This is a genomic window from Sorangium sp. So ce406 (assembly GCF_051474675.1).
GTDB classification, from domain to species: domain Bacteria; phylum Myxococcota_A; class Polyangia; order Polyangiales; family Polyangiaceae; genus Sorangium; species Sorangium cellulosum_G.
Genome location: NZ_CP150340.1, coordinates 5,125,442 through 5,137,404, shown reverse-complemented (window position 1 = coordinate 5,137,404; position 11,963 = coordinate 5,125,442). Strand labels below are relative to the sequence as shown.

9 protein-coding genes are annotated in these 11,963 nt (G+C 74.9%); 4 read left to right on the top strand and 5 right to left on the bottom strand.

Going from position 1 to position 11,963, the window contains the following annotated elements:
• Window positions 1-36: 36 nt before the first annotated feature.
• Window positions 37-669 (bottom strand): DUF6151 family protein, encoded by a 633-nt coding sequence (locus tag WME96_RS18765; RefSeq protein WP_437291479.1) that lies wholly within the window; start codon window positions 667-669, stop codon window positions 37-39.
• Between the two features lie 63 nt (window positions 670-732).
• The gene (locus tag WME96_RS18760) at window positions 733-2,151 is read right to left on the bottom strand and encodes a hypothetical protein (protein ID WP_437291478.1); all 1,419 of its coding nucleotides are present in this window, start codon (window positions 2,149-2,151) and stop codon (window positions 733-735) included.
• 255 nt (window positions 2,152-2,406) lie between these two features.
• Here WME96_RS18760 and WME96_RS18755 point away from each other — a divergent pair, with 255 nt between their 5' ends.
• Window positions 2,407-3,234 carry an SPOR domain-containing protein gene (locus WME96_RS18755; protein WP_437291477.1) on the top strand — a complete coding sequence of 276 codons (828 nt, stop codon included), beginning with the start codon at window positions 2,407-2,409 and terminating at the stop codon, window positions 3,232-3,234.
• 178 nt (window positions 3,235-3,412) lie between these two features.
• Here the strand turns inward: WME96_RS18755 and nikR are convergent, their stop codons facing one another.
• From nikR to WME96_RS18740, 3 genes are read right to left on the bottom strand one after another with little or no spacing between them, the layout of a single operon-like run.
• Window positions 3,413-3,856, bottom strand: coding sequence for a nickel-responsive transcriptional regulator NikR (gene nikR, locus WME96_RS18750; protein WP_437291476.1), 444 nt, complete (start codon window positions 3,854-3,856; stop codon window positions 3,413-3,415).
• Window positions 3,853-3,996 (bottom strand): hypothetical protein, encoded by a 144-nt coding sequence (locus tag WME96_RS18745; protein ID WP_437291475.1) that lies wholly within the window; start codon window positions 3,994-3,996, stop codon window positions 3,853-3,855. The genes nikR and WME96_RS18745 overlap by 4 nt, the downstream gene beginning before the upstream one ends.
• 24 nt (window positions 3,997-4,020) lie before the next feature.
• Window positions 4,021-5,139, bottom strand: a complete 1,119-nt coding sequence (locus tag WME96_RS18740) for a hypothetical protein (protein ID WP_437291474.1) — start codon at window positions 5,137-5,139, stop codon at window positions 4,021-4,023.
• A gap of 337 nt (window positions 5,140-5,476) precedes the next feature.
• On the opposite strand from WME96_RS18740, the gene WME96_RS18735 reads away from it, so the two are divergent.
• The 3 genes from WME96_RS18735 to WME96_RS18725 all read left to right on the top strand — a co-directional run bounded on the left by WME96_RS18735 (window position 5,477) and on the right by WME96_RS18725 (window position 11,959).
• Complete coding sequence (locus tag WME96_RS18735; RefSeq protein ID WP_061617507.1) at window positions 5,477-6,676, top strand: SPFH domain-containing protein; 1,200 nt, start codon at window positions 5,477-5,479, stop codon at window positions 6,674-6,676.
• Between the two features lie 139 nt (window positions 6,677-6,815).
• On the top strand, window positions 6,816-8,636 hold the full coding sequence (locus tag WME96_RS18730) for a protein kinase domain-containing protein (RefSeq protein ID WP_437291473.1): 1,821 nt from the start codon (window positions 6,816-6,818) through the stop codon (window positions 8,634-8,636).
• Between the two features lie 182 nt (window positions 8,637-8,818).
• Window positions 8,819-11,959: a response regulator gene (locus WME96_RS18725; RefSeq protein ID WP_437291472.1), complete on the top strand. Its 3,141-nt coding sequence runs from the start codon at window positions 8,819-8,821 to the stop codon at window positions 11,957-11,959.
• The last annotated feature ends 4 nt before the right edge of the window (window positions 11,960-11,963 follow it).

Here is an 11,963-nt window from a genome sequence, read left to right as displayed (position 1 = left end):
ATCACCGCTGTGGGCCAGTGAGGGCCTGCGCCGCCGTCAGGCGCGCGCGGGACGCGGGCCGCACAGCGGGCGTAGCGCGTCGCGCTCGGCCGTGGACAGCACCGTGACCGGGTACCTGGGATTGCCGCTCGCGCGATCGAAGAACGGGTGTGGCCACGCGTTGCCGCGCAGCTTCCAGCCGAGCAGCTTCCGGATCATGTGCGCGAGGAGACGCACGTTCGGCTTCAACGACCCGGGCGGCGGCTCGCCGATCGCGGACTTGCCCATGATGCGCCCGCGCGGCGCGCCGAAGACCTCGTCGCACGGGCGCGCGCTCGTCGCCTGCTGGAACAGCTCGGTGACGATGCCGATGAACGGCACGCGCGGCGTCAACGAGTTGCCGAGAGGCGTCTTGCAGCAGCTCGCGTACCAGCGATAGAGGCCCTTCGGCGTGAGGCGCAGGGCGGCGACGAGCTCGCTGCCGCGGTCGAACGAGAGCATCGAAGGCGCGACCTGCACGATGTCCGAGCCGCCGCGCTCGTCGAGCAGCTCCGCGCGGCCGAGGTGGTGCAGGAAAGCCTGACAGTCGGCGCAGTAGCAGACGACGCGGTTCGAGTTGCTCGGCGACGCATCGCGCAGCCATCCATGAATCTTTCCGCAACGACACTGGAGCTCGACGTCTGTGGACATGCCGCTCGCGTATCACGTCTCGTGGCCCGCCGCGCGCGCTTCACGAGCCCGCCTGTCGGCCGCTCACTCCGGGAAGAACGTCTCGATCGTGAGCGCCGGCGCCCCATCCGGAAGGACCCCGCCGAGCAGGGCGAGCGTCCCGTTCGGCGCGGGCACGGCGGTCGCGCCGCGCCGCGGCTCTCGCAGCGGCAGCTCCTCGACCTGCGCCGCCGCGACGTCGACAACGAAGCTCCTCGTCTGCCTCCCGTCGCCCGCCTCGGAGCCCACCGCGAGGACGCGCCCGCCCGGCAGCGCGAACGCGGCGACGTCCACGACCGCCGCGGGCAGCGCGGCGCCCGCGACCTCCGCGGCGGCGCAGCTCGCCGCGCACCCCGGCGCGAGCCGCCGCGTCGGCGCCGGCGCGTCGCCCTGGACCCCGCCGACGAGCGCGATCTCCCCGGGCCCTGTCACCGCGGCGCCCGCGCCGCGCGCGGCGTCCGGCGGGAACGCCCTCGGCAGGAACGCGGTCGCGCCGTCGCCGAGCACCTCCACCCCCGCGCCCTCCGCGCTCCCGCCGGCGACGACCAGGCCCACGCCCTCCACCCACACGGCCGCGGCGCCGGCCCGCGCGTGTCGGAGCCGCGCCACCGAGAGCGTCAGGTCCGCGCCGACGACGAGCACCGCGTCCGACGGCTGGCCGGGCGCCTCCGCGGGCTCGCCCGCGCGCGCGGCGCCGACCACGAACGAGCGCCCGTCCGCGGCCTCGATCGTCCGGCCGCCCGCCACCTCCGCGAACGAGCCGAGCCCCATCGGCAGCGCCGCCTCGGCGCTCTGCCCGGCCACCAGGTCGGTCCAGGTCGCGCCCTCGTCGTCGATCGCGAGCAGCAGGTCCCCACGGACGACGAGCGACCGCGCCGCCCGCGGGAGCGCGCCGCTGGAGGCGCTCCCGCCCCACAGGGCGATGTCGTACGCGTCGAGCCGCGCCGGATCCACCGCGCCCGCCGCGGCGCCTGCGACGGCGGCGCCGCCGGTGAGGATCAGGTAGCGCTCCGCGAGCGCCGCGCCGGGCGCGCCGACGCGGGACGCCGCGAGCCCGTCCGGCGGCCGCGCCCACCGGCCGGTCCGCTGGGCGAAGAGCGGCAGCACCTCGCCCGACAGCGCGGCGAGGTAGATGCCCGACGCGGAGCGCCCGCGCGCCACGGTCGCGCCGGCCGCGTCGAGGCCGCGCACCTCGAACGTGTACGCGCGATCCTCCGGGATCTCGCCGAAGTCGAGCGCGCCGCCCGGCGCGGCCCGCGCGGACACGGTGACGTCGCCCTCGATCGCCGCGGCGGTCACCTCGACCCGGGCGACGGGCGGATCTTCCTGGAAGGCGCCTGTCTCGTGCCCCGGCACGACCTCGACCGTGATGGTCCGCGGCTCGGAGGCGCAACCGACGCAACCAACGTAACCGAGCAGCAGCAGGCCGGGCGCAGGAAGGGCGCGCCCCGGATGGGTCTTCATGAGGGCGGAGTCATAGCGCCTCGCGCGCGCGACGGCCCAGCGGACGCGCGGAGCGGCCGGCGGCGGGGCCGCGCGCCGCGGCGGCCGCGAACTTTCCCCGCGCGCGCCCCGCGTGCGAGGCTACCCGGCCCAGCGGAAGCGCGGGCTCACCGCCGAGCGCTCTCCGTCGAGGCCCCTCCGGTGGATGTAGGATAAAGTGAGACACGAAAGTTGTCGCGTCTCGGATGGGCAGGGTAGACGGGCCGAGGAGGAAGCATGAGGCGCAGCAAAGGCGAGAGCATGGACACCGGGGCGGTGCGCAACCTCGAGGAGATCCAGGAGGAGGATCCCGGGGCTCGCCCATCGCGCGCGGGCGCGCTGGTGCTGGCCTCGCTCGGCGGGGCGTGCATCGTCTTCGCGGCCGTGGCGCTCCTGCGCGCTCCGCAGCCCGAGCGGCCGGTCAGCGCCGATCCGCTCGGCGATCTGGTCGCGCGCGCCCACCCGGCAGGCGTGAAGCCGGCGCCGCGCCCCGCCACGATCGGCGAGGACGTGACCTTCCCGGCGATCCTCTCCGACGCGGAGCACCCGACGACCGCGCTCGAGGCCGTGCGCGATCCGCGGGCCGCGAAGGCGGCGGCCTCCGCCCAGCCTCCCGTCGCCGACGCCGCTCCGCCGTTCCCCGCGGACCGGCTCCCGGTGGTCCCGCTGCCGGCGCAGCACGTCCTCGGGCCCGCGGCGGGCGAGGTCGCGCCGAACGACACGCTCACGGCGATGGCCCGCCACGTGTCGCGCGAGGAGGGGCCCGAGACCGAGCGGGGCGGGCCGGGTGGCTACCAGCTCCAGGTGAGCTCGTTCAAGGAGCCCGCCGACGCCGAGGGCTTCGCGGCGGCCCTGCGCCGCCGTGGTCACAAGGCCTACGTCGAGCCGGCCTACGTCAAGGGCCGTGGCCTCTGGCACCGCGTGCGGATCGGCCCCTTCAAGTACAAGCGCTCGGCGGTCATCTACCGGCAGGAGTTCGAGGCCAAGGAGCGCCTGGTTACATTCATCGTCGATCCGCCCAAGACGACCGTGAAAATCGCTGACACTGCCGGCGACGACGCGTAGATCAGAAGCTCAGGAGAGCTCCGATCGGATGCATGTGCGAACGGTGTGGCACCTCGTGTCGCGGCGAACGGTCTCACGCTCCTCGTCGCGAGCCTCGGGGCGCTGCCCGGGCGCACCGCGCTCTCGGGCGAACGAGGGCAGCGGCACGATCGTGAAGCTGCCCAGGTGACGGGCCGCGTCAGCCCCGCTGCCGGCGCGCGTCCTCGGGCGCCGCATCCGGGAGCGCCGCGGCCGGCGTGAGCGCGCAGGACAGCACGCCCTTGGCCCCGGCGAGCTGCCCCGCGAGCTCGGACAGCGCCGCGCCGCGGCCCTTGAGCACCATGACCTGGAGAAGCCGGCCCTCATCGAGGCGGACCAGCAAGCTGGAGACGACCGCCCGCGCGTGCTGCTCCTCCAGGGCGGAGATCCGCTGCACGAGCTCCCGCACCTCGGGCGCGTAGACGACGGTCAGCGTCGCCGCCACCTCGGCCCCCTCGTCCCAGGCGGCGCGCGTCAGATCCGCGCGGACCAGATCCCGCAGCGCCTCGGAGCGGTTCTCGTAACCCTGCGCGGCGATGCGCCGATCGAACTCGGCCAGCAGCGCTCGATCCATCGCCACACCGAAGCGGACCAGGTCGCTCATCGTGGGCGCAGGCTAGCGGCGCACGGGTCCAGGCGGGAAGGGGGCTCGCCGCCGGGCGCGCGCTTCGCCGGCGTCATCCCCGAGCGCGCCGCGCCCGCGTCGACGCCGGCGAGCAGCTCGCCCGCCTGCTCGGCGCTCACGCCGGCCCCTCGCGGCGTGCTGCGTCAGCTCTTGCGCCGCTCGAGGTGCCGCCTCGCGGCGTCCTTCACCGGCGAGGTGACGTTCTTGCTCTTCGCGATGCCCCGGAGATCCGACTCGCGCAGGTGCTGGACCAGCCGCGTCGCGACGAGCACGGGCGTCCTCGGGTTCTCCACGAGGTTCCGCTTCACCGTGTAGCTCTTCATCCACTCCGGCGTTGTCGCGACGATCCGCAGCACCTCGTCGGAGATGTTCCGGTTGCGGGTGATGAGGACGACCTCCTCCTCCTGCATCTGCGGGCTGCGCACGGCGGCGCTGGCCACGAGGCGGTTCGAGTCGCGCACGAGCAGCATGCGCTCCTCGCGCGAGCCGAGCATCGCCCGCCGGATCCGCTGCGACATGGTCATGTCGGCGAGGCGCTTGTAGAGCGGCACGTACTGCTCCTTGATCTCCTCCTTGCCCTCCTCGTCCTCGACGTGGGTGTCGACCGGCTCGTCGGCCGCGAGGGCCTCGGCGAGCGCCTGGGTCTCGCTGAACAGCACGTCGTCGGGCGTGGGCTCCGGCGACGGCTCGGCGATGAGCTCGTCCTTGATCGCGAGGCTGACCTCGCGCCACGCCGGGATGCCCGTGAGCTCGACCCCGTTGCGCGACGCGAGGTCGACGAGCCGATCGGCCGTCGACATGCGCGTGTGCTTGTTGAGGTAGAGCCTCTCGATGATGCGCGGGTTCTTGAGCAGCCGCTCCTCGTTGACGGCGATGAGCTCGGTCACCGCCTCGTTCCCGGTCCGCGCGAGCTCCTCGAGCGTCTCCGCGGCGATCGCCGGCATCGCGCAGAGCCGCTCGACCACCGGGATCCGGTCCGCGTGGAGGCGGGCCAGCCGATCGACGACCGCGGGCTGCAGGTCCCCCCCGAGCGCGCCCTGGAGCAGCGGTTCGGGGAGCGCGGACAGCGTCTTCTCGGCGGTCTCGCGGGCGGGTTCGTCCTCGCGCGACGCGAGCAGCACGAGCAGCGTCACCACCTCGCCCGGCTTGAGCCCGGGGGCGATGCCGCGCGCCGCCATCTCCCGCATCTTCTGCGGCGCTCCCGGCTGCGCCATCTTCTGCGCGGGCGCCGAGAGGGCGCCGACGTCGATCGGCGCGATCATCGGCTGCGCCTCCCCGGCGCGGCCCGGCGCCAGGAACCGCGGGCAGACGAGCGCGCTGCTCGCCGAGCGACGGAGCTCGCGGGCGGTCGACGCGGAGCCTGCGACGGTGGCGGAGGTGGCGCGAGCGAGGCGACGGGCATGCGATCCTCCCCGGCGGGGGCATTGCTGCCCCGCGATCTGCGGATTATCTTGAGCTCGCTGTGTGCCTGAAAGGCGCGGCGATCGTCAACGGATAACCGACAGCGCAGGTGGAGCGCGCCGCGTGCCGAGAAGAGCTCGAGGTGGGGGCACGGCGCGGGCACGCTCGTCAAATCCAGCACAGGCAGAGGAGCGCGACATGGGGATTTTCGATTTCGTGAAGAGCGGCGTCCGCGAGATGATGATCGCGCGCCCGGACGCGGCGAAGCATCTCATCGTCTACAAGCACCCGGACCAGAACGTCCCCTTCTGGTCCCAGCTGACGGTCGACAGCGATGAGTGTGCCCTCTTCTTCAAGGACGGCAGGTACATGGGTTACCTGCCGACGGGGCGCCACACCCTGCAGACCCAGAACATCCCGTTCCTGAACAACCTGGTCAACAAGTTCACGGGCGGGGACGTCTTCATCGCCGAGATCTTCTTCGTCAAGACGCAGCCGGTCCGCGGCGTGCCCTTCGGCGGGCCGCTGGAGTCGATGGAGGACCCGATCCTCTACGAGTTCGTGACGCCGCGCATCTTCGGCGAGTTCTCGCTGGTCGTGGTCGACCCGGTGCGGTTCGTCGTCGGCTACCACGGGCAGTGCGGCGGCAGCGGCGACAACGACGTCGTCCTGAGCTGGATCAAGGGCAAGTTCTTCATGAGCGTGAAGACCGTGATCGGCCAGGTCTGCGCGCAGCAGCAGAAGAGCCTCCTCAACCTCGGCGGCATGAGCATGGAGCTCGGGGCCCGCATCGTGCAGTCCGCGCCGAACCTCGAGGAGATCGGCTGCAAGATCCTCGAGATCGGCAACTTCAACATCAACTTCTCGGCCGAGGACCAGCGGCTCCTCCGCGAGGCGAACAAGGCGCGCGGCGAGGCGCGCCGCGGCATCGGCGTCGCGCAGGACACCGCCCGCGCGAAGCAGTTCGAGCTCGATCAGCGGTTCCAGCAGGACGCGCGGTACGTCCAGCAGCTCGCGGGCAACTGGCAGAACTACGCCGCCGGCCAGGCGATGATGGGGGCCGGCCAGGGCATGGCGCAGGGCGGCGACGGCAGCGGCGTCGCGGGCCTCGGCGCGCAGGTGGCGATCGGCGCCGGCCTGGCGCAGGCGATGAACCCCGCGATGGCGGCGCAGGGCCAGCCCCAGTTCGTGCCGCCGCACATGCAGCATCCTGGCGCGCCGCAGCAGGGTTACCCCGGCGCGCCGCAGCAGGGCTACCCGGGCGCGCCGCAGGCCGCCCCGGCCGCGGGGCCGTCCATCGAGCAGCGCCTGGAGCGCCTCGCGGACCTCAAGAACAAGGGCCTCATCACCGACGAGGAGTTCCAGGCCCGCAAGGCGAAGATCCTGGAGGAGATCTGACGCCTTCCGGGCGCCCTGCGCGCCTTCCGGGCGCCCTGCGCGCCTGCCGGGCGCTCGCCCTCCGTCGCTACATGCCATCTGATCCGAAACACCGCGCGCGCTTTCGGCTAGACTCGCCGGGGTGCCAGTAACGCTCCGCATGGCCGGGGATGCTCAGTCCGAGATGACCGCCGGCGACTCCGAGACTGCCGAGCTGTTCCATCGGGACGACATCCCGCGGCCGCACGGGGACCTCGGGACCACGCCGCCGCCGGCCCGCAGCGACGCGCCCCCGCGCGGCGCCCGCAGCGACGCGCCCCCGCGCGGCGCCCGCAGCGACGCGCCCCCGCGCAGCGACGCGCCGGGCGCTCACGAGGACGCGCCGCCGGTGAGCGGCCACGGGCTGCCGGTGATGCAGGCGCTCCCGACGCGCGGCGACATGTTCCAGGCGCGCCGGGGGAAGGTGAAGCAGATCCCGCGCGCGCGGCGCTGCCCGACCTGCAAGCTGACCTTCTCGGGCGACTCCAGGTTCTGCCCGTTCGACGGCGATCCGCTCGTCGACGCGCCCGACTGGAACCCGGCCGCCGATCCGCTGCTCGGGCGCACCATCGACGGCCGCTACGAGGTGCAGGCGGTCGTGGGCGAGGGGGGCATGGGGACGGTGTACGAGGTGCGCCACAAATCCCTCGGCCGCCTCTTCGCCCTGAAGGTGCTGCGGCGCGACATCGCGCAGGACGCCGAGCTCGTCGCCCGCTTCATCCAGGAGGCCAAGGCGGCCGCGGCGATCGGCCACCCCAACATCGTCGCGGTGAGCGACTTCGGCGCGATCGAGGTCGAGCCGGCGCAGCCGGAGCTGCCGTTCTTCGTGATGGAGTTCCTCACCGGGACCTCCCTCGCGGCGCTCCTGCGCACCGAGAAGACGCTGCCGTCCGAGCGCGTCGGGCAGATCATGCTCCAGTGCGCGGCGGCGCTCGGGGCCGCGCACGCCGCGGGCGTCATCCACCGCGATCTCAAGCCCGACAACGTGTACCTCGTCCGCAACGGCGACCAGGAGTTCGTCAAGCTGCTCGACTTCGGCGTCGCGAAGGTCGCCGGCGGCAAGCGGCTCACCCGCATCGGCATGGTGTTCGGGACGCCGCACTACATGAGCCCGGAGCAGGCGGAGGGGAAGCGCATCGACGGCCGCGCCGACATCTACGCGCTCGGCGTCCTCATGTACGAGTGCTTCGCGGGGCGCGTGCCCTTCGAGGCCGACACGTACATGGGCGTGCTGACCAAGCACATGTACATGTCGCCCGAGCCGCTCGAGCAGGTGATGCCCGACGCCTCCGCGCTCGGCGCGTTCGGCCCGATCGTGATGCGCTGCCTCGCGAAGAGCCCCGAGGAGCGCTTCGCCTCGATGGCCGATCTGGCGGCGGCCATCGAGCTCGCCCTCGGCGCGCCGGGCCGCGCGGCCGCCTCCGTGCTCCAGGACGAGCACCCGCGCCGCGATCCGCTGAAGCTGCGGGAGCGCGACGAGATGCTCGGCCCGGTCCAGGTGCCCCGAGAGCCGGCCGACTCGCTCTCGATGGGCGCGCGCGTCGCCATCGCGCTCGCGGCGGTCCTCGTGCCCATCGCCATCGCCCTCGGCTTCCGCGCCCTGCGGGCCTCGGCGCGCGAGGCGACGCCCGACGACGCCGCCGTCCCAGGCGCGCTCCACGCGCCGGCGGCGCTCGAGCGGGCGTCCGACGAGCCCCCACGCGAGGCGCGCGACGAGCCCCGGCGCGAGGCGCGCGACGAGCCCCAGCGCGGCGAGCCGCCGCCCGGGAGCACGGCGGCCGCGCCGCCCGCGCAGGACCCGCCCCGCCTGCAGGGGACACCGGTCGTGAGCCCGGCGAGGCCGCCCGTGGCGACGGCTCGACCGGCGGCGACCGGGGCGCCGAGCGCGCCGACCGTGAGGTCGCCTTCAGCCGGCGATATCATCGATCCCTGGAAGCGCTGATCGCGGGCGCGGCGCTCGACGAAACCTGGCCTTCCCAGGCGTGATGTGCTCACGATGGGCGCCGCCGATCACCGGGCTCACGGCCGCGGGACAATGCGATCGACGGCAGCGGCGACGCTCGGGGCGGACGCTTGACAGCGTCCGCTCGGGCTCGCCATCCTTCGCGAGGGCGGAAACCTCTAGTGGCCAAGCAACAGCTCCTCCTGGTCGACGCGGATCCACGCAGCGTTCGGGTCCTCGAGGTCAGCCTGAAGAAGGCCGGTTACAGCGTGACCACCGCGAAGGACGGGGCGGACGCCCTCGCGAAGCTCGAGGTCTCCACGCCGGACCTGGTCCTCAGCGACACGCGCCTGCCGAACGTGGACGGCTACGCGCTCGTCCGCAAGATGAAGGAGCACGCCGACTGGGCCGCGATCCCGGTCGTCTTCCTCACGAGCCAGCGGTCCATCGAGGACAAGATCCGCGGGCTCGAGCTCGGCGTCGAGGACTACCTGACGAAGCCGATCTTCGTGCGCGAGCTCATCGCGCGGGTGACGCTGCTCCTCGCGCGGCGGACGCGCGAGGGGATCACGACGCGCCACTTCTCGACCACCGGGCGGACCCGGTTCTCGGGCTCGATCCTCGACATGAACGTCGTCGATCTCCTGCAGACGTTCGAGGTGAGCCGGAAGAGCGGGATCGTGCACCTCTCGCACGGCGACAACGAGGCGCAGGTCTACTTCCGCGAGGGCAAGGTCGTCGACGCGACGCTCGGCCGGCTCTGCGGCGAGGAGGCCGTCTACCGCGCGCTCCTGTGGAACGAGGGGACGTTCGAGGTCGAGTTCTGCAAGGTCGACAACCCCGACGTGATCGAGACGTCGACCCAGGGCCTGCTGATGGAGGGCATGCGCCGGGTCGACGAGTGGGGCCGGCTCCTCGAGGCGCTGCCGTCGCTCTCCACCGTGTTCGAGGTCGACAGCGAGGAGCTGCTGGAGCGGCTGAACGAGATCCCCGACGAGCTGAACGGGATCCTGCGCCTGTTCGACGGCAAGCGGACGCTGATGCAGGTGGTCGACGCGTCGCCGTTCGAGGATCTCTCGACGCTCTCGACCATCTCGAAGCTCTATTTCGAGGGGCTGCTGGTCCCGGCCGCCGCGCTGCCGCCCGACGACGTCGTGCCGAGCGAGCCGGACGCGGCGTTCCACGACGAGTTCTCGCCGCTCTCGTCGCCGTCGAGCGCGCGGCGCTCCTTCCATCCCGAGGGGGCCTCGGGCAACGCCGGCGCCGACGACCTCGAGGACGCCGCCGTGGTGCCGGCGCCGCTCTCGAACCGGGTGTCGCCCGGGTTGCTCCCGCGCTCCCGGTCCGGGCAGGAGATGCTCGCGCAGCAGGCGGCGGACCCCGACGCCGAGTCGTCCGGGCGCCCGGTGACGGCCCGCAGCGCGGTCCACGGCGCGGTCGGCCGCTCGGCTGGCGCGGCCGCCGCGGGGCGGCCTGGCGCGGAGGGCGGCCGGGCGCCGTCGGAGCCGCCGCGCAGCGTTGCGTCCGGCGCGGCGGGGGGCCGTGTGCCGTCGGAGCCGCCGCGGGGCGCCGCGTCGGCCGCCGCGGGGCGGTCTGGCGCGGCGGGGGGCCGCGTGCCGTCGGAGCCGCCGCGAGGCGCCGCTTCGGCCGCCGCGGGGCGGTCTGGCGCGGCGGGGGGCCGTGTGCCGTCGGAGCCGCCGCGGGGCGCCGCTTCGGCCGCTACGGCGCGGCCTGGCGGGGAGGGCGGCCGGGCGCCGTCGGAGCCGCCGCGGGGCGCCGCTTCGGCCGCTACGGCGCGGCCTGGCGGGGAGGGCGGCCGGGCGCCGTCGGAACCGCCGCGGAGCGCCGCGGCGGCCGTCGAGGCCGTCTGGGGGCGCGTGGGGGCGACGGTGGAAATCGACAAGGATACCACGCTCGCCAGCAGCGATGAGGCCCCGCTCACGCGGCCGCTGGTGACGCCGCGCAGCTTCGCGCAGAAGCAGCGCACCCCGAGCGACAGGCCCCCGGCCTCGAGCCCTTTCGAGAAGCGCTTCCGGTCCTGGCCCCCCGAGCCGCCCGCGTCCTCCCGGGCGCCCGCGTCGTTCCGGGCACCCGCGCCGCCGTCGCTTCCGCTCGCGGGGCTGCCGCCGCTTCCGCCCGCAGGGCTGCCGCCGCTTCCGCCCGCAGGGCTGCCGCCCCGCCCGGCCGTCGCCCCGTCGCCCGAGGCAGCGGCGGCGCCGGCCGCCGGGGAGGAGCGCGCCGCGACGGCGTCGGCGAGCCCCACACTGCGGCCCCGCCCGCCGAGCGACGCGCCGCCGGCCGTGGTCATCCCGCGCGACGCGCAGCCCGCGCAGGCGCCGTCTGCTGGCGAAGCGATGGCCATGGAGGCGCGCTCGCCCGAGGCCGCCGCGGCGGCGCCGGACGACGCGCCGCCCGGAGAGGCGCCGCCCGGAGAGGCGCCGCCCGGAGAGGCGCCGCCGGCGAGCGTCGTGGCGGCGCCGGACGACGCGCCCCCGAGCGAGGGCGAGCCGCTCAGCGAGAGCGAGCGCTTCTTCCTCCGCGCCGGGCAGGACCCGCCGGAGAGGCTGGTGCCGCGCGCGCCGTCGTCGACCGCCGAGGACGCCGACACGACCGCCGGCGCGGTCGAGGCCACCCTCTGGGCGCCGCGCCAGGAGGCGCGCCGGGCGCGCGCCGCGCGGATCGTCGCCGGCCTGATCACCGCGGCCGCGATCGGGGTCGCCGGCATGTGGTTGATGAGCCAGGATCGGCGCCCCGCGCCATCGGCGCCGGTCGACCCGTCGCTCCAGGGCGAAGACCAGAGCCCGACCGCGGCGACCCCGACGTCTCCCGCTGCGCCGGAGCCGGAAGGGGATCCGACCGCCGTCGCGCCCGGGCTCTCCACCGCAGGCACGGCCGATCCCCCGGCCAGCCAGCCGAACGACCCCGCGGCGAGCGCACAGCCCGGGCCGGCGGCGACGAGCCCCGCCGCGCCGACGGCGCAGACGGCCGCTCCGGCGACGACGGGGCAGGTCTCGCCTGCGCCCCGGGAGGCGCCGCGATCGGCGCCGACGGCGCCGGCGCCCGCCGCGCCGGACGAGGAGGGCGGGCCCCTCTCGGCCCGCGTGATGCGCGCGCTGGAGTCCGGGCAGACCGGCAAGGCGGTGCAGCTCGCCCAGCAGCTCACGGCCGCCTCCCCGGGGAGCGCCACGGCGTGGCACCTCCGCGGCGCCGCGGAGCAGGCCGCCGGCCGCGGCGGGCGGGCGTCGTTCCGCAAATGCGCCGAGCTCTCCTCGGCGGACTCCCCGCTCGGCGCCGAGTGCCGCGCGCTCGCCGGCATGCCCTGAGCGC